The organism is Streptosporangium sp. NPDC051022 (assembly GCF_040683035.1).
Lineage (GTDB): Bacteria > Actinomycetota > Actinomycetes > Streptosporangiales > Streptosporangiaceae > Streptosporangium.
Genome location: NZ_JBFBCF010000001.1, coordinates 341,134 through 363,368 on the forward strand (window position 1 = coordinate 341,134; position 22,235 = coordinate 363,368).

A 22,235-nucleotide genomic window follows, 5' to 3' on the forward strand; every position below is an offset into this window, starting at 1 on the left:
GCGTCGTCACCGGTTGGACGGGTGACGCTGATGGGTGTGCGTGTTCCGAACGCGAACAGGTGGGGCGGGCAGGTCGTGTCCGCCTCCCCCGGAGGCGGAGCTCCATGTCAGGGTGACGCAGGCTTGCCGGTGCGCAGGTGGGCGATGCCCATGTCCAGGGCGGCTTCCAGATGGTCGGTCTCGCCGGTGGACATCTGGATCAGGACACCGCCCTGGATGCCGGCGAGCAGGGCGGCCGCCGCGCGGTCGGGGTCCAGGGCCGGGTCGATCTCGCCGGCGTCCTGCATGTGCCGTACACCGGCGGCGATCTCGGCCTGCCAGCGGTGCATCAGCTCGGTGACCACGGCCTGGGCGCCGGGCGTGCGGCTGCCCAGTTGTGACGTGACGGAGTTGAGCGGGCACAGGCGGCCCTGCCGCCGGTAGCGGTCGACGACCTTGTCGCGCCACGACTGCCAGGCGGGCCAGGAGGTGAGGTCGCCGAGCTGGGGCCGCTGGTCCTCCAGCACCCGGTCGGCCTCGAAGCGGGCCACGGCCAGCAGCAGTTCCTCCCGGCCGTCCGGGAAGTAGTGGAAGAGCTGGCTCTTGCTCGTCGCCGTCCGGGCCAGCACGTCGTCGAGCGTCATGTCGGCCACGCCGTGCTCGCGGATGTGCGCTGCCGCGCCCTCGAGAATGCGCTGCCGCGTCGCGGCTCCCTTGCGGGTCAGAGTGCGCATGACCGCCCTTCGGACTGGACTTGCCAGTCCATGCTAGCCGGGGTGCGCGTCAAGCGGAGCGCTCACCGGCGAGCGGTGATCGCCGGCACGTCGGCCTGCCTACGCGCGGCGGTCGATGTGAGCCTCGGGCAGCTCGCCCACCTCGGCCGGCCGGTCGCGGAAGGTGGAGGCGAGGACGCGTTCCTGGGCGTGGGCGCCCCGTTCCCCGGCGCGGCGGCGGCCGCCCGGGAGCGCCCCGAGGACGCGGTAACGGAACGTGTTGCCTGCGAGCGCGAGGACGAGCGCCCACGGCAGGCGTGCCGGCAGCCCGAGATCGCGCATGCCGGACGGGCCGAGGAACGCGGTGAGCATGCTCAGGGTGCGGGCGTGCTCATAGCGCCGGTGCAGGCGCTCGACCACGGCGCTCCTGTGGCCGAAGTCGCGCATGCGCTGGGCGTCGACGGCTGCGCGAGCCAGGTCCCGGCCGGCCTGCGTCTGCTTTCCGGCGGACAGGAGGATGTGGTAGTTCATCCGGTGCCGCACGCTCTCCTCGTCCGTGAGGAAGTCCGGGTCGACGCCCATCAGCCATCCGACGTAGCGCCACAGGTGCATGAGGTCGTCGCGTTGCCGGCGGTTGAGGGGTACCCCCAGCCCGAGGCAGCCCAGGATCACGGTGGCATCGAAGAGGCCCAGCGTTCCGGCCTGATCGGCCTGGTTGATCGGCAGTCCCCAGCGCTCGCTGTCCCAGCGCGGCTCGAACCGTGAATTGACCAGGGCATGCATCGCGCGCACGTGGACGGTCAGTCGCCACCCCTCGGCGCCGGGCCGGAGACCGCCGGCTCGAGTGACCGCATGCGTCCACTTCTGGGTCTCGGCGAGACGCCTGAGCGTGTTGTCACCACCGAGGCCGCCGGTGAGCACAAGAAGGTCGGCCGGTCCGCCGAAACGGTAGCCCCCGATCAGTGACAGCTGCAGGAGTACGTCGTTCGCGTTGCGGCCGAGGTACCGGAAGGTGGCGGCACCTCGCTCGATCCGGTCCCAGTCGACCCATTCGGGCACCGCGGTGAGTTCGTCCATGAACCGCTCGAGCGCCGGCGGTAGGTCGCTCGCCCTGTGAGGCGCATCGCGGAGGGCCGCGGCCACCTGGTGGTGAGCGACACGGTCGGGGTCGCCGGGAGAAAGGCGCATCGCCTCGGCCAGGTCGGCCCCAAGCTCGTCGCGTTCCGTCAGAGCAGTGCGGATCCGCTCCATGCACGACTCGTCGATCTCGTGGCTGATGCGGGCGAGCCGGAGCAGCGCACGGGAGATGTTCCGGCCGCGCCGCTCGGCCTCTCGGAAGCGGGTGGGGTGGGGGTCGGTGGCGACGGAGGTCATGCCACATTCATAATGCGATAGACCACTCGCATACAATTCGCATATATGCGGAAGGCGCCTCGACAGGAGCGATGTTGTCAAGGCGCAGGACGTCCGGAGGGTCACGACCCGCGCATGGGTGATCGTCGTGTCCATGAGGCTCTCACGATCCGCTGGGTGATCGATGGTCCGGACATCCCGCGCGAGGAACTCGTCGACGAGCTCACGGCCCTGGCCGAGAGCTACGTCGGGGGCTGAACCGCTCCGGTCGAAGCGGGAACCCCTGCCGGTGGCGTGGTCATATCCGGCCGGAAATTCCCGCTGAAGGGCGACTGAAAGCCGGTGTTCGCGTAACCGCCCGATTGTCCGCCGGGGTGTGCCGCCGGGCGTGGGAGGCCCCATGCCCGGCCCCCGACGCCCCTGTCCGGCCGATCCCACCGGCACCGAACGGTGGGGCACACGTCTGCTTGTAAAGCATGCGCGAATATACGGATGTCGCGTCTGATTTCCGCTGCAATTGCTCGTCCGAATCACGCCATCTCTCGTCACCCGGCCGCTCGTAACGTGTTCAGCGAAAAGGCCCATCCGCTCTGTCGGATGAAAACCAAAACGAGGGAAGACGATATGGATCTCCAGCTTTCCGGTCAGGTCGCGGTCGTCACCGGTGCTTCCAAGGGCATCGGTCTGGCCGTCACTCGTACGCTTCTCGCCGAAGGCGTCCGAGTCGTGGCCGCTTCGCGGAAGAGCACCCCCGAGTTGGAGGCGCTCAGCGGAGACCTGATCCATGTTCAGGCCGATCTGATGGACGCCGATGCTCCCGTGCGGATCGTGGAACAGGCCGTGTCGGAGTTCGGCGGGCTCGACATCCTGGTGAACAACGCCGGCGGACCGCCGCCCGGCGTGGCCCTGCCGCGCTTCTCGTTCCTGGCCCCCACCGACGAAGACTGGCGGGTGATGTTCGAGTTCAACCTGTTCTCGGTCGTGCGCATCGTTCGGGCGGCCATCACGCCGATGCTCGCCCGCGGCGGAGGCTCGATCGTCAACGTCTCCTCGGGCAGCGCCCGCTTGCCCGCTCCGATGAACGTCGACTACAACGCGGCCAAGGCGGGCCTCAACAACCTGACCAAGGCCCTCTCCGAGGAGTTCGCCCCCCAGGGCATCCGGGTGAACACCATCTCCCCGGGTCCGGTGCGTACGGCATGGTGGACGGAGAGCGGCGGAGCGGCCGACATCATCGCCGCCCAGGTCGGAACGGACCGTGACAGCGTCATCAATCAGGTGGCACCCGAAATGATGAAGCTGTCGACCGGCCGTCTGGTCGAGCCACAGGAGATCGCCGACGTGGTCGCCTTGCTCGCCTCACCTCGCTCGGCCAGCACGACCGGCGCGGACTTCGCCGTAGACGGCGGGTTCCTGAAGCAGACCTGACCACCGATCTTGACGCTCCCGGCTCAGGTCATGAGGTACAGGTAGACGGGGCACGGCTCCCCGCGAGTCCCCGTGGGGGCCGGGGCTCCCCGCCTGTGAGCGCGCCGTGTCGCTGCCGCTCGCGGAAACGTGAGCGCAGACTTGTGGCCATGAGCGCCGGGCATGCATATGAGGAGCTTCACCACCTGGTGGATCGGCTGTCGCCGGACCAGGCGCGTCGGCTCCCGCGCTTGGTGAAGACAGAGTTCCTTTGCAGACGCGCTTGCCGTCGCGCAGAGTCGTGTGACTCACGTCGATCCTCTCAACGGCCATGTTGGCATACACAGTTTCAGATTAGGTCGCTTTTCTCATGGTATTGAAGACGCTTTCGCTTATTCTGTATGCCAAAACGGAAATCACGCTGAGGTGAGCCGGGGCGGGCGGAGCTTGATCACGCTTAGAATGGATCGCCGGAGCACGGAGGTTGAGGGTGTCCATTCCAAAGGAAGATCGGCCGCCGACGGTCGAGGGGGAACCGGCCGACACACCCGGCCTCTCCCTCGACCAGCTGGCCTACGAGTGGGTGCGCGAGCGGATCATCGACGGCACCTACAAACCAGGCGCGCGTATCCGCGAGCGGACTGTGGCCGAAGAGCTCGGCATCTCCCGCATCCCCATCCGCGAGGCGTTCCCGCGGCTGGAGAGCGAGGGGTTCATCCGCAGCCTGCCCCGGCGCGGCGCGGTGGTCGCCTCGCTGACGGTGCGAGACGTGAACGAGCTCTACGACGTGCGTGGCTCGTTCGAGGTGCTCGCCACCCGGCTCGCGGCCGAGCAGTGCTCGCTTGGCGCGTCCGCCGAGACTCTCCGGCAGATCCTCGACGAGGCGGAGACAGCCGTCGCCACCAACGACGGCGTGCTGCTGTCAGCCACCAACTCGCGCTTCCACGCCGAGATCCTGACGCTCTCGGACAACCAGCTGCTGCAAGATCTCATGGCGCCGATCCTCGGGCGCGTGAACCGGCTCTTCTACATCGTGCCCGAGAGCAACCAGGTCGACTTCCACCGCGAGCACGCCGAGCTCTACCGGGCGATCTCGTCCGGTCAGGTGGAGCTGGCCGCCGCCCTGGCCTTCGCGCACGTGGAGCACAGCCGGCACGACACCCTCCCGATCGTGCGGTCACTCCTCAACGAGGCGCAGGCGCCCCGGCCGACGAGCGCCCGTCATACGATCAGGCGCGCACCTTAGGGCCACATGATCCACAGGATCGACGGCATCACGGGCTACCAGGCCCGTTGGACACCCGGCTCGGGGGCCGGCAGTCCCGCCACCGGGCAGCCGTCGGTCGCCACGACCCGTCCGGCGTGCATCACCATCAGGCGCCGGGGGTGCGCGGCCACCGCCTCGGCGACGCTCGCCGCCGCGACGGCGACGAGGTCGGCGCGGCTGCCCGGCTCCAGCCCGTAGCGGTCCAGGCCCAGCGCCCCGGCGGCCTCCGTGGTGACGAGCGAGGCCGCGACGTGCAACTCGTCGTCGGTCATCAAATCGCCGCGCAAACCGATGATCGTCGCCCGCTCCAGCATGTCGCCCGTGCCGTACGGCCACCACGCGTCACGGATGTTGTCGGAGCCGGCGAAGACCCGGACGCCCGCCTCGCGCAGCCGCAGCGGGGGCGGCATCGACCCGGCGGGGCCGTTGGTGAGGATGGACACCCCCGCGGCCGCGAGCGCCGACGCCGTCCGCGCGAACGTGGCGTCGGCGACCTGGCCCAGGCAGTAAGCGTGGCTCACCGTCACCCGGCCGCCCAGGCCGAGGGCGGCGGTGCGCGCGGCGATGTCCCGCAGCTGCCCGGCCCCGATCTCGCCCGGATCGTGCAGGTGAACGTCGACGCCGACACCGTGCCGTTCGGCGAGCCCGAAGACGACGTCGAGTTGCCCGTCCACGTCGCCGTCGAAGCTGTGCGGGTCGAGGCCGCCGACGAGGTCGGCGCCCTCACGCAGCGCCGCGTCCAGCAGGTCGGGCATGCCGGGCGCGGTGATCACCCCGCTCTGCGGAAACGCGACGATCTGTACGGTCATCAGGTCGCGGACACGCTCGCGGACCTCGAGTACCGCGTGCAGGTTCGCCAGGCCGGCCTCGGGGTCGACGTCGACGTGTGACCGGGTGTGACCGGTGCCGTGCCCCACCATGCGATGGGCCAACCGCAGGGCGCGCTCGGCGACCGGGGCGGTGAGCCCTCGCCGGGTCCGCAACTCCTTCTCGACCCGCTCGCGGATCGTGCCGCCTGGGACATGCGGCTGCCAGGGAACCCCGAGGAGCGTCTTGTCCAGGTGGGAGTGGCCGTCCACGAAGGCGGGGAGCAGCAGCGCGCCGCCCAGGTCCACGCGGTCGTCGCCGACGTCCCCGGCCGCCCGGACGTCCTCGGTGGGCGCCCCGCCGTCCGGGGAGCGCTCGCGGATGGACGCGATGAGACCCTCGCGGAGGGACACGTCGGCACGCCGGCCGTCCGGGAGTGTGACGTCGGCCAACACCGAAGGGTGGGAACGGCTGCTTCGCATGCGGGGCTCTCCCAGGGCATGAGCGGGTGCGATGTGGAACGTACGGCGCGGCTACGCCTCCACGAGCTATTTGTATACCAAAGCTCAGGTTAATGGGCAGACCTCGGGTGTGCGATCGAGGGGTGGGGGGCGGCTGCTCCGCATGCAGAGCTCTTCCGGGACGTGAGGGGGTGCGGTGGGGCGCGGGGCTTGGCTGCGCTTCTGCAGGCTATTTGTATACCAAAGCTCAGGCCGGTGGGCAGACCCCGGACACGCGGAGCGAAGCGTGAAAGGGTCTCCGGGCCTGCCCGTCCGGACACCCCTGAAATCCGGCCTCGCGACACGTGGACCCGCGGTCCCGCCGGCCCCGGCGAGCGCCGTGCCCCTCGGGATCGCCACTTCGGGGGGAACGCGGTCGTGCGCCGAACGTGGTCACACGTTGGTGAGGCGTCAAGGTCGGGCGTGGAACCGTCAGAATGCCGTACAGGCCGGCTCTCTCCGCCTCCGGGCGGCATACCGTCTCTCCTGCCTCGCCACGTGGCCTGGCCAAAAGAGCAGGAGCAACGTATGGCAACCCCATGCAGGAGCAGACCTCTGCCGTCTCCGGTCCACTCCGGCCACCGGCCTCTGTCCTGTCGCCTCTTCCGGATCCCGGTGGGCAGGAGGACCACGGCCGGGCTCACCTCGCGAAGCCGGCCGATCGAAGTCCCGGAAGACGAACACGCCCGGACGTGGCCCGGTGAACGCGCGCCAGGAGGAATGCCCGAAGGCGTCGACGCCATCGTGATCGACTCCGTCGGCGCGATGGACTGCCGAGGCCGATGCCCGCGGGCGGCGTGATGCGCCGCCCGCGCATCGCACCCGACTACGTCATTCCGATCTACCTGGTCATTCTGGTGTCCGCCCTCGTTGTTCTCATCAAGGTCGTGGCGTGACCCCGGTCGGCGGGATGATCGGCGTTCCCCTCCATCACGGACGGCTCGGCACCGGTGATCACGCCTCGGCCGGCCCGGTGCCGCACGAGGTCCGGGGGTCCGGGGACGCCAAGGAGAGCCACCGTCCGCGCCGGCACATGGTCCGGCTCCGCGGGAACCCGGCCCGCTCACCCGCTGACCACGACCGTGAAGGAGTCAACGCCGCGTAGGAATACGGGGGGCCGCCATCAAGGATGCGTAGGGAGCGGAGGGAAAGAGCCGCTTCAAGAGGACTATTTATGACATATCCCGTTCCTGGAGAATGTTGATGTCCGCACTGCTCACCCCTGCCGCGGCCCCGGCGGCCAAGGAGCCCTCCGATACCGGTGACCGGCACCGGCTGAGCGTCGTCGGCGGTCTGGCCGCGCTCTCACTCGACGCGATGGCCTCGGTCGCCTACGGTCCCGAGGCCATCGTCCTGGTCCTCGCTCTGGCGGGCGGCGCGGGGCTGGGGTTCACCGTCCCGGTCACGATCGCCATCGCCGTGCTGCTGGCGGTGCTGACCTTCTCCTACCGGCAGGTCATCGCGGCCTTCCCCGAGGGCGGCGGCGCGTACGGCGTGGCCAAGACCCACCTCGGCCGGAACGCCGGCCTCGTCGCGGGTGCGTCCCTCATCGTCGACTACGTCCTCAACGTGGCGGTCTCCGTGGCCGCCGGAGTCGCGGCGCTCACCTCCGCCTTTCCCGGGCTGCTGCCGTACACGGTCTGGCTCTGCCTGGCGGTGCTCGCTCTGGTGACCGCGGTCAACCTGCGCGGTATCGCGCACAGCGCCCGTGTCTTCATCGTCCCCACGGCGCTCTACGTCGGCGCCGTCCTCCTGGTGATCGTGGCGGGCCTGGTCCGCGGCGAGCCGGCCACCGCCGTCGAGCACGCCGCGCAGGCGCAGAACCTGCAGGCCGCCGGTGTCCTACTGCTGCTGCGGGCCTTCGCCAACGGCTGTGCCTCGCTCACCGGCGTCGAGGCCATCGCCAACGCCGTCCCCTCCTTCAAGCGGCCGCGCGTACGGCGCGCGCAGAACGCCGAGGTGGCTCTCGGTCTTCTGCTGGCGGTCATGCTGCTCGGCATCGCCACCCTGATCGAGAGGTTCGCCATCACCCCGGTCGAAGGGGTGACCGTGCTGGCCCAGGTCACCCGGGCCTCGCTCGGTGACGGTCCGCTGTTCTACCTGGTGCAGTTCTCCACCGTGGTGCTGCTCGCGCTGGCGGCCAACACCTCCTTCGGAGGCCTGCCCGTGCTCGCCCAGCTGCTGGCCGAGGACAACAACCTGCCGCACCTGTTCGCCCTGCGCGCCGACCGGCACGTTCACCGCTACGGCATCGGCTTCCTGACCCTCGCCTCGGCCGCGCTGCTGGTCGTCGCGGGCGGAGACATGAACCTGCTGGTGCCGCTCTTCGCGATCGGCGTTTTCGTCGGCTTCACCCTCTCCCAGGCGGGGATGGTCAGGCACTGGATCATCGACCGTCCCGCGGGCTGGCGGTGGCGCGCCGCGCTGAACGGCTTCGGCGCGCTGCTCACCGCCCTGGCCGCCGTCGTGGTCACCGTCTCGAAGTTCACCGAGGGCGGCTGGCTGATCGTGGTCACGCTTCCCCTCATGGTGGTCGCCATGCGGTGGGTCAACCGCTCCTACGCCCGCATCGGTGAACGCCTGGAACTCGGCAGGACCCCCGCGCCGCCCCGGCCCCGCCGTTCCCTGGTCGTCGTCCCGGTCCACGCGGTCAACCGCCTCACCCACGACGCCCTGGCCGCGGCCCTGTCTCTCGGCGACCGCGTGATCGCCGTCAACGTCACCCATCCTGGCGACGAGCGGGCCGCGCACGCGTTCGTCGAGGCATGGGAACGCTGGCATCCCGACGTCGAGCTGGTCCAGATCCTCGATGCCCATCGGCGTCTGGACGAGCCCCTCGTCGACTATCTCGGGCACGTCCCGGAGGCCCACGTGTTCGTGCTCATCGCCGAGGTCGAGCCCACGCACGCCTGGCAGCGTATGTTGCAGAACCAGCGCGGAGCCGTCCTCGCCAGGGCGTTGCGCCGCCGTACCGACGCGGTGGTGTGCCGGATGCGTTTCCGGGTGCCCCTCGGCGGATGACAGGGGCGATGACAGGAGCAAGGCCGGGAGAGACCGGCGACGAGGGCGCGGGAAAGACGAGGGAGTAGGAGAGAGGAGACCGCTCGACCGGTGTCTGAAGACTCCGGAAGGGGAGGTCACTCCTCCCGGGCCGCTCGGGCGACGCCGACGACGTGGCTGACGCGACAGAAGGAGAAGTGGTCGAGCCGTTCGACGACGAAGCCCGCCCGCTCGATGGCGGCCACGACGTCGCGGGCGAGGTGACAGCCGCCGCAGACACGCGACCAGAGTGGCGTCACCGCGCTTTCCGCCAGCGCGACGACGGGATGGGCCGATCGCTGGTGCTCATGAAAACGCAACTCCCCTCCCGGGCGGAGAACCCGCCGCACCTCATGGAGCGCGACCTCCAGACGGGGTGCGCAGCACAGGATCAGCGAGCAGACGACGGCGTCACAGGACGCGTCCGGGATAGGCAACCGGGACGCCGTGCCGTCGACGATGCGCACCGGCGTTCGGGCACCGGCGGCCGAGCGCCGGGCCACAGCGCGAAGGAACGGGTCCGGCTCGACGAGCACGATCTCTTCGAGATCTGCCGGAAAGAAGGTGAGCTTGACTCCGTCGCCGGCGCCGATCTCCAGGACCCTGCCGGTGAGCCCGGTCACCAGCCGCTCACGCGGCACCGTCGGCCGGGCTTTCTCTCCTTTTCCCGTGCACACGGGCCTGGGGTGGTGGAACTGCTCCATCCCACGCCCGACCGCCTCGCCGAGGCTTCGAGGTTCGCCGCGATCGGACACAAGCGCTGTCATGTCTCCTCCTCCGGTTCGACGTGTCCACTGTCGGGCACGTCCCCGTCCGGAGACGACAGCCGATACGGGATCAGTACGGCTTTGGCCTCGGTTTTCACGTTCTTCTGACGCTTCTTCACGGCGCCTTCCGCTCCCCGGAAGCAGACCCTCCAGGGGCGCCCGGCGTCGGCCGCCCGGCAGTGAAGCGAGGAGCCCGATGAGGGCGGCGAGCGGACGGCGGGCTCGCCCGCGAACAGCGATCAGGTCGCCCGCACCCACATGCCTGCGGTGCGGGCTTGCGTCACCACTATTCAGTGTTACTATCTACCAGTAGTCAATAACACTAAGTAGAAGGTGTTCATGGGCAAGCAGGCGACGGAGATGCTCAAGGGGACGCTGGAGGGCATCGTCCTGGCGATCCTGTCCGGCCGGTCCGCGTACGGCTACGAGATCACGGCGTGGCTGCGGGACCAGGGCTTCTCCGACATCGCCGAGGGCACCATCTACGCGTTGCTCGTCAGGATCGAGCAGCGCGGCCTCGTCGACGTGGAGAAGGTTCCGTCCGAGAAGGGGCCGCCGCGCAAGGTCTACTCCCTGAACGCCCAGGGACGCGAGCATCTCGAAGAGTTCTGGAGGAACTGGAGCTTTCTTGCCGAAAGGCTCGAACAGCTCCGCGAAGGAGGTAACCAGACATGACCACAGAGCCGAACGAGCAGAAGAGCCGCTACCGGCAGTACCTGGAGATGGTCGTAGGGCCGTTCGAGGACAAGCGGCGCTACCGGCACTACAAGGCGCGCATCAAGCAGCTTCCGGAGAACTATCGCACGGCGGTCGAAGCGCTGGAGCGGTACCTGATGTACTTCGGGCCGGGGAAGGCGGACAGCCTGCTGTCGATGCTGGAGGATCTCGCCGATCTGTTCGAGCAGAGCGCGGCGGACGGAACCTCGATCCGCGACATCTTCGGGGAGAACCCCGTGGAGTTCGCCGAGGCGTTTCTCCGCAACTACCCGGAGGGCCAGTGGATCGGCCGGGAGCGGGCACGGCTGGCCGGCGCCATCGATCGCGCCGCCGGTGACGACACCGGAGAACAGGACAGGACGGTCCGATGACGACACGGCAAGCCCAGGCGATCCACGTCCGGGGCCTGGAGAAGTCGTACAAGGAGCTGCAGGTGTTGCGCGGCGTGGACTTCGCCGTGGCGCACGGCAGCATCTTCGCCCTGCTCGGCTCCAACGGGGCGGGCAAGACCACGATCGTGAGAATCCTGTCCACGCTGCTCAAGGCCGACGCGGGGAGCGCCGGCGTCAACGGCTTCGACGTCGCCACCCAGGCCGCGGACGTGCGCAGGTCCATCAGCCTCACCGGACAGTTCGCCGCCGTCGACGAAATCCTCACCGGGCGGGAGAACCTCGCGCTGGTCGCCCGGCTGCGGCACCTCAAGAATCCGGGAAAGATCGCAGATGACCTGCTCGAGCGTTTCTCGCTGACCGACGCGGGCGCGCGGAAGGTGTCGACGTACTCGGGGGGCATGCGCCGCCGCCTCGACATCGCGATGAGCCTCATCGGCGATCCGCCGGTCGTCTTCCTCGACGAGCCGACGACCGGACTCGACCCCCAGGCGCGCATCGAGGTGTGGCAGGCCGTCAGGGAACTCGCCCACCGCGGCACGACGGTGCTGCTCACCACGCAGTATCTCGACGAGGCCGAACAACTCGCCGACCGGATCGCGATCCTCCACCAGGGCCGGATCATCGTGAACGGCACCCTCGCCGAGCTCAAGCAGCTGCTCCCGCCCGCCAAGGTCGAATACGTCGAAAAGCAGCCGACCCTCGAGGAGGTCTTCCTCGCACTCGTCGGCGCCGACGGCAAGGACGACAAGGACGGCAAGGACGGCGAACGCCGGCGATGACCGCAACGCCGGCACCGACGAGTAAGGAACAACGATGCCCAAGCATTTCCTCGGCGACACCGCCACCCTGCTGGGACGATCCCTGCGTCACATCACCCGCAGCCTGGACACCGTCATCACGACCACGATCATGCCGATCGCCTTCATGCTGCTGTTCGTCTACGTGTTCGGCGGCGCGATCGACTCGAGGTCGGACTCGTATGTGAACTACCTGCTGCCCGGCATCCTGCTCATCACGATCGCCTCGGGCATCGCCTACACCGCATTCCGCCTCTTCCTGGACATGAAGAGCGGCATCTTCGAACGATTCCAGTCCATGCCGATCGCACGCTCGTCCGTCCTGTGGGCGCACGTGCTGACCTCACTGGTCGCCAACCTGATCTCACTCGTGGTCGTCGTGCTCGTCGCCCTGCTCATGGGCTTTCGCTCGGCGGCGGGAGTGCCGGCCTGGCTCGCGGTCGCCGGCATCCTGATCCTGTTCACCCTGGCACTGACATGGATCGCCGTCATCCCCGGTCTTACCGCGAAGTCCGCGGACGGCGCGAGCGCGTTCTCCTACCCGCTCATCTTCCTGCCGTTCATCAGCTCGGCGTTCGTGCCCACCGACACCATGCCCGGCCCGCTGCGCGCCTTCGCCGAGCACCAGCCGGTGACGGCCATCGTCAACGCCATCCGTAACCTGTTCACCCAGCAGCCGGTCGGCACCGACATCTGGATCGCCCTGGCCTGGTGCGCCGGCACCCTCGTCGTCGCCTACGTCTTCGCCATGGCCGTCTACCGCCGCAGGATCTCCTAGACCGCGTTGACCGAGCCTGTCCCGGCCCGCACCGGCGTGGCGGAGAGGCAGATCACGGCACGACGGTCGCGTGCGTGCCCGTCGGTGCGCATCCCGATTCCCGGCCATCGCCGGAAACCATCTAAGCACCGCCCGAACAGCCTTCCGCAGTGCACCCGTACAGCCGTCATGGCCTGAAGGCGCGATGAGCGGCCTCGAAGGCCTGTCCTCACCTCGGCCCTGATCGCCCGGCTGAACGCACTTCCCGTGACTGACGGAAGTTCTGAACGCAACCCGGCTTTCGAGCCGCGCCACACACCTACCATCGCGAGACAAGGAATGGTCATGGGTGAATCCCTCCACACCGTCACCACGCTGCCGGCCGCGCGTCAGCCCGGCTGTCCCTTCGACCCGCCGGCAGAGCTGATCGACGCCCGCCGGCACGGCCCGATCAGCCGTTACGTCTTCCCCGGCGGACACCCCGGCTGGCTGATCACCGGATACGACCTGGTCAGGTCGGTCCTGGCCGACTCGCGGTTCAGCTCGCGCAAGGAGCTCATGCGCCACCACCCGCTGATCGACTACGGCGACATCGAGGTCCCCCCGGCGCCGCCCGGCGAGTTCCTGCTCATGGACGAGCCGCAGCACGGCCGCTACCGCAAACCGCTGGTGGGCAAGTTCACCGTACGGCGGATGCGACAGCTCACCGAGCGCGTCGAGCAGATCACCGCCGACCACCTGGACGCCATGGCCAAGGCAGGCCCGCCGGTCGACCTGGTGACCGCCTTCGCCAGGCCCATCCCCGCCATCATCATCTGTGAGCTGCTGGGTGTGCCGTACGAGGACCGGGGCTCCTTCCAGGAGCACATCGACAGGTTCTTCGACGGGGAGACCGGCGACGAGGACATGTTGGCGGCCTACATCGCCGTCCAGCAGTACCTCGCGCAGCTGGTGGCCGCCAAGTGCGCCAACCCCACCGACGACGTGCTCAGCGACCTCACCGGCGGCGACCTGACCGACGAGGAACTGCGGGGCATGGCCCTGATCCTGCTGTCGGCCGGGTTCGACACCACCGCCAACATGCTGGCGCTGGGCACCTTCGCGCTGCTGCGAAATCCCGCGCAGCTGGCCGCGCTACGCGCCGATCCCGCGCTCACCGACGGGGCCGTGGAGGAGCTGCTGCGGTATCTGACCGTCGTCAAGACATTCATGAGGACGGCGCTGCAGGACGTCGAGCTGGGTGGCCAGACCATCAAAGCCGGTACGACGGTCATCCTGTCCTACAACACCGCCAACCGCGACCCCGAGCGCTTCACCGATCCCCACCTGCTCGACCTGCGCAGGCAGAACAGCGGGCACCTGGCCTTCGGCCACGGCATCCACCAGTGCCTGGGCCAGCAGCTCGCCCGCGTCGAGATGCGCGTCGCGCTCCCCGCGCTGGTCAACCGCTTCCCCACGCTGCGCCTGGCCGTACCGGCCGAAGAGGTCGTCCTGCGCCCGGAGACCGCGGACATCCACGGGGTCAAAAGCCTCCCGGTCACCTGGGACGTGTGACCGCCGACCGGCACCTGTCCCGTCCCGCGCTCACCCGGGCCGGGATGACCACCTGCGCTCGCGCGGGGACGGTCCTGATGTTTTGAATGTCATGCTCTGGCGAAGCGGCGGGCCAGGCGGGCGAAGGCGTCCCTGAGCTCGGCCGGGCCGACGACCTCGATGTCGGCGTCGAACCTGCCGATGGCGGAGGCCAGGCCGGTCCACGACCATGACCCCAGAACGAGCCGAGAGCGGCCGGGGCCGAGCTCTTCGACGACTCCTTCGCGGGTGTAGCGGGACACGACGGTGGCGGGCAGGTCGAGGATCACCTCGCCACGGCACGGCCAGTCGGCGGAGGAGCCGTCGGAACCCCTGAACCTGGCGGTCACAAAGGCGGCCACCGTGCCTCCGGGCAGCTCGCGCGGTGTGAAGCGGGGGCCGGTGGGGGTGCGCGGGGTGATCCGGTCGACGCGAAAGGTGCGCCAGTCCTCGCGGTCGAGGTCCCAGGCGACGAGATACCAGCGTCCGCCCCAGGCAACGAGGTGGTGGGGCTGCACCCGGCGCGGCGGGGCCGGCGCGTCGCCGTCGCCGGCTCCTGACGCGTAGTCGAAGCGCAGTTCCTCCCGGAGGTGGACGGCGGCGCTGAGCGCCATGAGCACGTCGCCGTCGACCTGCGAGTCCGGCCGGAGCCCCGGCCGCTCGACGGCGGTGACCTGAAGGGTGTCGATGCGGTGGCGCAGCCGTGCGGGCATGACCTGGCAGATGGTGTGCAGGGCGCGGGCCGCGCCCTGCCCGATGTCGGCGCCGCTGGTGGTGGCGAGCCGCAGGGCGATGGCCAGGGCGACGGCCTGCTCGTCGTCGAACAGCAGCGGGGGCAGCTCCGTGCCGGCGTCGAGCCGGTATCCGCCGTCGGGCCCCTTGAAGGTCGTGATGGGGTAGCCGAGCTCGCGCAGGCGGTCGACGTCACGGCGTACGGTGCGGGGGCTGACGTCCAGCCGTTCGGCCAGCAGCGCTCCCGGCCAGTCCCGGCGGGTCTGGAGCAGCGAGAGCAGTGCCAGCAGCCGCGCTGAGGTTTTCGGCATGTCATCCATCTTGCCGGAAGAAGAGGACACAACCTGGCCACTTCCCCTGCGACTGTTGTCCCCGGCCGAACAAGTCCGCGGCCGGTGGCGCAGGCCGGGCGCGCCCGATGACGCCCGGGGACGATGAGCAGAGATCAGGGGTCGAACATGTCCGTCAAGTCCGTGGCACATGTGAACTTCCGGGGCGACGCCCGCGCGGCGCTGGAGTTCTATCAGTCCGTGTTCGGCGGTGACGTCGCCGTCGTCACGTACAAGGACTCGGGAAACGTGCAGGACCCCGCCGAGGCGGATCAGGTGATGTGGGGCCAGGTGGCCGCCGGCAACGGCTTCCACGTCATGGCCTACGACGTGCCCTCGCGGTTGCCGTGGAACCAGGGCGAGAACTCGTTCTTCCTGTCCGTGCGCGGCGAGACCACGGAGGAGGTCACCGAGTACTGGCAGAGGCTGTCCGCCGGGGCGACCGTCGTGCAACCGCTGGGGCCCGCGCAGTGGGCGCCGCTGTACGGGATGCTCAAGGACCGCTTCGGCGTCGTCTGGGTTCTGGACGTGGTGAGCCCGTACAACGGCTGATCACGGGGCGGGGGACGGAGGCCGTCCCCCGCCTTCACCGGCCTTCCGTCGATCAGAGCGAAGGGAACACCCCGAAATGAGAATGCGGCCCCCGGGCGGCGACATCGGCCCGCTCGACGTGTCCTACGACCCACCGGCCATCACGCGGGCGGCCCTGCGCCGGCGGGCGGCCGGCGAAAGTGCCGCGGCGTGACCACGATGACCGTTCTGGACACCCGGGCGCTCAACCGCGCGACGCTCGCCCGGCAGCTGCTGCTCGATCGCGCCGACGTGCCGGTGCTCGACGCCGTCGCGCACCTGTGCGGCATGCAGGCGCAGGAGCCGCAGGAGCCGTTCACCGGACTCTGGTCGCGGCTGCGCGCGTTCGACCCGGCGGTGCTGTCGGAGCTGCTGGCCGGGCGCGGGGTGGTGCGCACCCACCTCATGCGCCGCACCGTCCACCTCCTGACCGCCGAGGACGTGCTGACCTGGCGGGCGCGCCACGACCTCATGCTGCGTCAGCGGGTGCTCGGGACCTACCGTCGCGAGCTGGCCGGCGTGGACCTCGACGAGCTCGCGGCGGCGGGCCGGGCGGTGATGGCCGACGGCGAGCCCCGCTCGATGGCCGAGCTCGTACGGGCACTGGCCGACCGCTGGTCGGAGCCGGGACCGCGGGCGCTGGGGGAGATGCTGATCGCGGCCCTCGTCCCGGTGGCGCAGCTCCCGCCGCGCGGGCTGTGGCGGGCGAGGGGAGGAGTGCGCAACGTGCTGCTCTCCACCTGGCTGGGGCGCGACATCGACCCGCCGGCGCAGGACGGCTCCGACCCGGTGGGCCAGGAGCTGGTACGGCGCTACCTGGCGGCGTTCGGTCCCGCCGCCGTGGCCGACCTGCGTGCCTGGTCCGGCCTGGCCGGGCTGCCCGCCGCGGTGGCCGCGATCCGGGACGAGCTGGTCGCCTTCCGCGACGAGCGGGGCCGGGAACTGCTCGACCTGCCCGGCGGGCCGCGGCCCGACCCGGACACGCCCGCGCCGGTACGGTTCCTGCCGGCGTTCGACAACGCGATCCTCGGCTACCACGACCGCGGCCGGATCATCGACGACGCCCACCGCGGCCTGTCGGTCACCGGCGCTCGCGTCGTCCTGGTCGACGGCCGGGTGGCCGGCACCTGGACCGTCGAGGCCGGCACCGTGGTCGTCGCCCCGCTGAGCGGCTTCTCCCGGGCCGGCCGTACGGCGGTGGCCGAGGAGGGGCGCGCGCTGGCGTCGTTCCTCTCCGACGGCGACAGCGATCGCGTGCGGATCACCCCTCGGTGAGCCGGCCGATCGGAATCATCCGCATCACATGACGCAGCGTCCCCAGGGCTTTTGTGCCCGAGCCATTTTCTTGACACTTCGCACCGGGGTTAGGATTACCGGCGCCGCGGAGCGGATGGCTCACCTTGCATAGGGCTTTGCCCCGGCAATGTTTACGGGCACTTGCTGTCGGCTATGGTGGTAAACGCGACAGTATTTGATTAACCCAGAACCGTGGGTGTCGTGTAGTGCCCTGTGGTGGCCGATGAACAAAACATTCTCGCCGCCGGCCACCATGCCGGGAAATGTCTTCGCTCAAGAGAGAGATTCTTCTGCGTTCAATATTCGAGTCGGCGGGCAATGTTGACGAAGGGGCACTGTTCTCCGTGCGGAGAACAACGAGATCGTAGCTTTCAGTTGCGTCCTGTCGTTCCGATGCTTTTCGCCATCATTTGGAGTGGCTTTCGCGGCCGAACCGGTGAGGCGCCGGAAAGGTCCTGACGACGCAAGCCCTACGAGCCGGGCCGAACCCCGACCGGGTTGCGGTCCCTGACACGGTGGGCGCTGGTTGAGCGTGGAGACGCTGAAGTGGCCTGTCATCTTTCCTCAACCTCCGCTGCCCGACAGGAGGATCGTGAGGATCTTCGCGCTTCCAGAACCGGTGAGAATCCAGCGGCGGCCCGTGCTCGCGCTCGCGGTGGCCTTCTTGACACTCGGCGCCCAGCACACCGCGGCACCCGCCGCCCATGCCACCCATGCCGCCCCCCTCGCGACCGCGAACGTCGGCGCACAGCCGGCCCGGGGCAACGTGGTAATCGAATGGAACCGGACGCTGCTCGACATCGTGCGCAGTCCGCACGCACAGCCGCCCACCGTTCACCCCACCCGAAACTTCGCCATCATGAGCGCGGCCGTCTACGACGCGGTCAACGCGATCAGCCGCGCTCATCCCCTCTACGGACCCGATCTCACCGCGCCGCAGGACGCGTCACGTCCCGCGGCGGCCGCGGAGGCCGCGCACGACACCCTCACCGTCCTGTACCCCGCGCACAAGGCCGACCTGGACCGCCGTTTGTCCACCGATCTCGCCGGCATTCCCGACGGCCGCGCCAAACAGGAGGGCGTCAAGGTCGGCGCCCAGGCGGCCCGCGCCATCATCACCCTGCGCGCGCACGACGGCGCTGACGCCACCCCGCCGCCCTACGTCACCACCGGCAAACCCGGCGACTACCGGCCGACCCCACCCGCCTTCAAAGCGCCGGAGTTCACCCAGTGGGGCAAGGTCACCCCGTTCCTGCTCCGTACCGGCCACCAGTTCCGTCCCCCCGCGCCTCCCGCGCTGGCCGGCGCCGCCTACGCGGGCGCCATGAACGAGGTCAAGGCCGTCGGCGCCGCCCGCAGCGCCACCCGTACGGCGGAACAGACCACGCTCGCCAAGCTCTGGGGCGGCCCCGCCCAGAACTACTGGTACGACATCGCCCAGCAGGTCGCCCTCGCGCGCCACAGTGACCTCGACCAGTCGGCGGACATGTTCGCCCTGCTCAACCTCACCGTCGCCGATGCCACCATCGGCATCTACGACGCCAAGTACACATACCGGTTCTGGCGGCCGATCACCGCCATCCGCCTCGCCGCCGGCAACCCGCAGGTCAAACGGGACCCGGCATGGACCCCGCTTGTCGCCACCCCTCCCGACCCGTCCTACCCGGGCATGCACAGCGACATCAGCACGGCCGCGGCCACGGTGCTCGCCGGCTTCTACGGCGACCGCAACGACTTCACCCTCACCTCACCGGCCACCGCCGGCGGCCCCCGGCCGTACACCAAGCCCTACACCAGCTTGAGCGCCACCGCGACCGAAGCCGGGCTCAGCCGCATCTGGGGCGGCGTACACACCCGGCTCGACCATAAGTCCGGCAACGCGCTCGGCACCGCCATCGCCCGCTACGCGCTCGGCCAGTCGAAGCTCGCGCCGGCCGTCCCGAGTGCGCCGACCGGAAAGACCCCGGACGACAGCGCCAGCCCCGCCGGCGCCACCGTCGCGGTCCGAGACTCCAAGTTCGGCAAGATCCTCGTCGACGGTCAAGGACGCACGCTGTACCTGTTCGAGGCGGACAAGGGCACCAGCCCGACCTGCTACGGCGCGTGCGCGAAAGCTTGGCCGCCACTGACCGCCACGGGCAAGCCGCAGGCCGGCGGCGGCGCGTCACCCGCCTTGCTCGGCACCACCACCAGGACCGACCACACCGTCCAGGTCACCTACAACGGCCACCCGCTGTACTACTTCGTCAGCGACGTCAAGCCCGGCGACATCACCGGGCAGGGTCTCAACTCCTTCGGCGCCAAGTGGTACGTGCTCGACCCGCAGGGCAACAAGGTCGAAAAGGGCTGAGTACCGCCGGCCACGGCGGCCGCCGGGCTCGCCGTGGCCGTGACGGAGCCGCCGGTGAACGTTTCCGGTCACCGTACGCCGATCGACCGGCTCACGCTCCCGCCGCCCGCTCCGCCTCGTACAGGGCGTAGGGGTCGTGCAGCTCCCGGCCGAGGGCGTCCCGCAGCCAGGAGGCGTCCCGCACGGACGCGCGCTGGGACGCGTCGGACCGGCCCTCGCCGGTGAGGTTGGAGGCGAAGATCCCCGCGGCCGATCTGGGAAGGAAGTCCTCGTAGACGATCGGGGAGAGCCCGCCCTCCTCATCGCGTACGTAATAGGCGAGATCGGCCTCGTGCAGGGTCGTATCGGTGTCGGGGAGAGCTCGAATCCCGTGCGCGTCGTAGAGTTCACGGCCCGCCGGGGTGAGCGCGACGCCACGCTGTTCGACCTCGCCGAACCGCACGCGCAGGGCGCCCTCGGTGACGCTGCCGTCCGCCTCGCGGAACCGGCGGGGCTCCGACAGGGCACGGAACGACGTCTGCCGCAGCAGGACGTCCGGCCGGCCCGGGGCCGTACGCGGCGGACCCTGGATTCGGTCGATCATCTCGATGCCGCGCTCCCTCATCCGCGAATAGAGCGCGTCGATGTCCAGTACGCGGGGCGTCAGGTGGTTGATGTGGGTCGACGGGACGCCCCCGATGTCGGCGGCGACGCCTGAGATCTCCTCAAGCCGCCGGTACCAGGCCCGGTCGACCGGATCCGGCGACAGCTCGAACGCCGCCGTCGCCAGCGACAGGAACCGGTCGGCGTCGGCGGCGGACAGGCTCCCCCGGCTCTCCATGCGGTCCGCGAGCGAGAGCAGTTCGCCGGGGAACAGGGTCCTCGCGTCCAGGAACTCCCGCAGCTCGGCCTCCGTCCGGTGATCGAAGAACCGGCGATCGTCGGCCACGAGCACGGATGTGAAGATCCGGAACGGGTTCCGCGCCAGCTCCGCGCGATCGATCGGACGGAACGCCGTCGACACCACGGGAATCGGCGGATTCGCCTCGCGGAGGTCGTAGAAGCCGACCGGGTACATGCCGCAGGCACCGAAGATCCGGGCCACCTGCCCGATCTCCGACGGACTGCCGACCCGGATCGCGCCGTGTCGTTCAGCGGTCACCCGTTCGATCGAGCCGAGGCGCTCGGCCTCCGCGCCCGAGGCGGCGATCACGTCGGCGTTCACCTCCTGCGACACCTCGACCAGCGTGGTGTACGCCGGGACCTCCCGGCCGTAGAGCGCCGACAGGCTCGACGCGAAGCGGGTCCGCAGTTCGGTTGGGCTCACCATGTTCATCGTTCCTCTCGGCCTCAGCTGAACTCGACGCCCTGGGCGAGTGGCAGTTCGGTGGAGTAGTTGATCGTGTTGGTGGCGCGTCGCATGTAGGAGCGCCACGCGTCGGAACCCGACTCGCGTCCGCCGCCGGTGTCCTTCTCACCGCCGAACGCCCCGCCGATCTCGGCACCGGAAGGGCCGATGTTGACGTTCGCGATGCCGCAGTCCGAACCGGCCGCCGACATGAACGTCTCGGCCTCCCGCACGTCGAGGGTGAAGATCGACGACGACAGCCCCTGGGGCACCGCGTTGTGCAGGCCGACGGCCTCGTCGAGGTCGCGGTAGCCGAGCACGTACAGGATCGGTGCGAACGTCTCCTCCCGCACGATCTCGGTCTGCTCGGGCATGTCGACGATCGCCGGGCGCACGTACTGCCCGCCGTCGACGCCGTCGGCACGGGTGCCTCCGGTGACCAGCGTCCCGCCGTCGGCCTGCGCCCGCTTGACCGCCCGCAGGAAGGCCTCCGTCGTGGCCTCGTCGATCAGCGGTCCGACGAGCGTGGACGTCTCCAGGGGGGAGCCGATCGGCAACGTCTCGTACGCCGTCTTGAGCCGTGACAGGAGGTCGGCGCGGATCGACTCGTGCACGATGATCCGCCGCAGCGATGTGCAGCGCTGCCCGGCGGTGCCGACGGCCGAGAACACGATGCCGCGCACGGTGAGGTCGAGGTCGGCCGAGGGGGCGACGATCGCCGCGTTGTTGCCGCCGAGCTCCAGCAGGGTACGCCCCAGCCGGGCGGCCACGAGCGGGGCGACCTCCTTGCCCATCCGGGTCGAACCGGTGGCCGACACGAGCGGGATCCTGGGGTCCTTGACGAGCACCTCACCGATCTCACGATCGCCGAGCAGCACCTGCGAGAGGCCGTCCGGCGCGCCGGCCCGCCGGGCCGCCTCCTCGACCAGCGCCTGACACGCCAGTGCGGTGAGCAGCGTCTTCTCCGACGGCTTCCACACCACCGCGTCCCCGCACACGAAGGCCAGCGCGCTGTTCCACGACCACACGGCGACCGGGAAGTTGAACGCCGAGATGACGCCGACCACCCCGAGCGGGTGCCACTGCTCCATCATCCGGTGCCCGGGACGCTCGGTCGCGATCGTCAGCCCGTGCAACTGACGGGACAGGCCGACCGCGAGGTCGCAGATGTCGATCATCTCCTGCACCTCGCCCAGACCCTCGGACACGATCTTCCCTACCTCGATCGTGACGAGCGCCCCGAGGTCGTGCTTGTGCTCGCGCAGGAGTTCACCGAGCTCACGCACCAGGCGCCCGCGCACCGGGGCGGGAACCGTGCGCCACAGCTCGAACGCCTCCTGCGCCCGCCCGATCGCGGCCTCGGCCTCCTGCGGTGTGTGGGCGCGCAGCCGGCCGATCACGCCGCCGTCGACGGGCGAACGGGCGACCAGTTCGCCGTCCTCGTCGAAGGGGTTTCCCGCGCCGAGGCGTTCGAGGATCTCGCGAGCCCGCGTGCTGATGTCTGTCACCGGAGTGTCCTTTCCCCCTGGGGAGGTGTGATCCAAGCTTGGTTTGCCGAGTGCTC

The 22,235-nt window shown here is 69.8% G+C and carries 20 protein-coding genes; 12 read left to right on the forward strand and 8 right to left on the reverse strand.

What is annotated here, in order from left to right:
* Positions 1-107: 107 nt before the first annotated feature.
* Both AB0N02_RS01560 and AB0N02_RS01565 read right to left on the reverse strand, forming a co-directional pair.
* A complete protein-coding gene (locus tag AB0N02_RS01560) occupies positions 108-713 on the reverse strand; it encodes a TetR/AcrR family transcriptional regulator (RefSeq protein ID WP_363941309.1) in 606 nt (201 codons plus the stop codon).
* Positions 714-812: 99 nt separating this feature from the next.
* On the reverse strand, positions 813-2,066 hold the full coding sequence (locus AB0N02_RS01565) for an oxygenase MpaB family protein (RefSeq protein ID WP_363941311.1): 1,254 nt from the start codon (positions 2,064-2,066) through the stop codon (positions 813-815).
* Between the two features lie 114 nt (positions 2,067-2,180).
* On the opposite strand from AB0N02_RS01565, the gene AB0N02_RS01570 reads away from it, so the two are divergent.
* The 3 genes from AB0N02_RS01570 to AB0N02_RS01580 all read left to right on the forward strand — a co-directional run bounded on the left by AB0N02_RS01570 (position 2,181) and on the right by AB0N02_RS01580 (position 4,698).
* The gene (locus AB0N02_RS01570) at positions 2,181-2,303 is read left to right on the forward strand and encodes a hypothetical protein (protein ID WP_363941314.1); all 123 of its coding nucleotides are present in this window, start codon (positions 2,181-2,183) and stop codon (positions 2,301-2,303) included.
* Positions 2,304-2,537: 234 nt separating this feature from the next.
* Entirely contained in the window at positions 2,538-3,473 is a 936-nt protein-coding gene (locus AB0N02_RS01575) for an SDR family NAD(P)-dependent oxidoreductase (RefSeq protein ID WP_363941317.1), read from the forward strand.
* 469 nt (positions 3,474-3,942) lie between these two features.
* Positions 3,943-4,698 (forward strand): GntR family transcriptional regulator, encoded by a 756-nt coding sequence (locus tag AB0N02_RS01580; RefSeq protein WP_363941320.1) that lies wholly within the window; start codon positions 3,943-3,945, stop codon positions 4,696-4,698.
* Between the two features lie 35 nt (positions 4,699-4,733).
* Here AB0N02_RS01580 and AB0N02_RS01585 read toward each other — a convergent pair whose 3' ends face one another.
* Positions 4,734-5,981 carry an amidohydrolase family protein gene (locus AB0N02_RS01585; protein WP_363942478.1) on the reverse strand — a complete coding sequence of 416 codons (1,248 nt, stop codon included), beginning with the start codon at positions 5,979-5,981 and terminating at the stop codon, positions 4,734-4,736.
* Positions 5,982-7,229: 1,248 nt separating this feature from the next.
* On the opposite strand from AB0N02_RS01585, the gene AB0N02_RS01590 reads away from it, so the two are divergent.
* Complete coding sequence (locus AB0N02_RS01590) at positions 7,230-9,047, forward strand: APC family permease (RefSeq protein ID WP_363941322.1); 1,818 nt, start codon at positions 7,230-7,232, stop codon at positions 9,045-9,047.
* Between the two features lie 116 nt (positions 9,048-9,163).
* Here AB0N02_RS01590 and AB0N02_RS01595 read toward each other — a convergent pair whose 3' ends face one another.
* Both AB0N02_RS01595 and AB0N02_RS01600 read right to left on the reverse strand, forming a co-directional pair.
* Positions 9,164-9,832: a class I SAM-dependent methyltransferase gene (locus AB0N02_RS01595; protein ID WP_363941325.1), complete on the reverse strand. Its 669-nt coding sequence runs from the start codon at positions 9,830-9,832 to the stop codon at positions 9,164-9,166.
* Entirely contained in the window at positions 9,829-9,951 is a 123-nt protein-coding gene (locus AB0N02_RS01600) for a hypothetical protein (protein ID WP_363941327.1), read from the reverse strand. Before AB0N02_RS01600 ends, AB0N02_RS01595 begins: the two co-directional genes overlap by 4 nt.
* Positions 9,952-10,171: 220 nt before the next feature.
* On the opposite strand from AB0N02_RS01600, the gene AB0N02_RS01605 reads away from it, so the two are divergent.
* From AB0N02_RS01605 to AB0N02_RS01625, 5 genes are all read left to right on the forward strand, one after another.
* Positions 10,172-10,507, forward strand: a complete 336-nt coding sequence (locus AB0N02_RS01605) for a PadR family transcriptional regulator (protein ID WP_363941329.1) — start codon at positions 10,172-10,174, stop codon at positions 10,505-10,507.
* Positions 10,504-10,920 (forward strand): DUF1048 domain-containing protein, encoded by a 417-nt coding sequence (locus tag AB0N02_RS01610; protein ID WP_363941330.1) that lies wholly within the window; start codon positions 10,504-10,506, stop codon positions 10,918-10,920. Before AB0N02_RS01605 ends, AB0N02_RS01610 begins: the two co-directional genes overlap by 4 nt.
* Positions 10,917-11,720: an ATP-binding cassette domain-containing protein gene (locus AB0N02_RS01615; RefSeq protein ID WP_363941332.1), complete on the forward strand. Its 804-nt coding sequence runs from the start codon at positions 10,917-10,919 to the stop codon at positions 11,718-11,720. The genes AB0N02_RS01610 and AB0N02_RS01615 overlap by 4 nt, the downstream gene beginning before the upstream one ends.
* 34 nt (positions 11,721-11,754) lie before the next feature.
* A complete protein-coding gene (locus tag AB0N02_RS01620) occupies positions 11,755-12,516 on the forward strand; it encodes an ABC transporter permease (protein ID WP_363941335.1) in 762 nt (253 codons plus the stop codon).
* Between the two features lie 324 nt (positions 12,517-12,840).
* Entirely contained in the window at positions 12,841-14,049 is a 1,209-nt protein-coding gene (locus tag AB0N02_RS01625; protein ID WP_363941336.1) for a cytochrome P450, read from the forward strand.
* An 89-nt stretch (positions 14,050-14,138) separates the two neighbouring features.
* Here AB0N02_RS01625 and AB0N02_RS01630 read toward each other — a convergent pair whose 3' ends face one another.
* Positions 14,139-15,110, reverse strand: coding sequence for a transcriptional regulator (locus AB0N02_RS01630; protein ID WP_363941339.1), 972 nt, complete (start codon positions 15,108-15,110; stop codon positions 14,139-14,141).
* A gap of 147 nt (positions 15,111-15,257) precedes the next feature.
* On the opposite strand from AB0N02_RS01630, the gene AB0N02_RS01635 reads away from it, so the two are divergent.
* The 3 genes from AB0N02_RS01635 to AB0N02_RS01645 all read left to right on the forward strand — a co-directional run bounded on the left by AB0N02_RS01635 (position 15,258) and on the right by AB0N02_RS01645 (position 19,344).
* Positions 15,258-15,680, forward strand: coding sequence for a VOC family protein (locus AB0N02_RS01635; RefSeq protein ID WP_363941342.1), 423 nt, complete (start codon positions 15,258-15,260; stop codon positions 15,678-15,680).
* Between the two features lie 198 nt (positions 15,681-15,878).
* Positions 15,879-16,973, forward strand: a complete 1,095-nt coding sequence (locus AB0N02_RS01640; protein WP_363942480.1) for a winged helix DNA-binding domain-containing protein — start codon at positions 15,879-15,881, stop codon at positions 16,971-16,973.
* 613 nt (positions 16,974-17,586) lie between these two features.
* Complete coding sequence (locus AB0N02_RS01645; protein WP_363941345.1) at positions 17,587-19,344, forward strand: phosphatase PAP2 family protein; 1,758 nt, start codon at positions 17,587-17,589, stop codon at positions 19,342-19,344.
* Between the two features lie 91 nt (positions 19,345-19,435).
* On the opposite strand, the gene AB0N02_RS01650 is transcribed toward AB0N02_RS01645, so the two are convergent.
* Positions 19,436-20,653, reverse strand: coding sequence for a VOC family protein (locus AB0N02_RS01650; protein ID WP_363941347.1), 1,218 nt, complete (start codon positions 20,651-20,653; stop codon positions 19,436-19,438).
* A gap of 20 nt (positions 20,654-20,673) precedes the next feature.
* Positions 20,674-22,179, reverse strand: a complete 1,506-nt coding sequence (locus tag AB0N02_RS01655; RefSeq protein WP_363941350.1) for an aldehyde dehydrogenase family protein — start codon at positions 22,177-22,179, stop codon at positions 20,674-20,676.
* Positions 22,180-22,235: the final 56 nt, after the last annotated feature.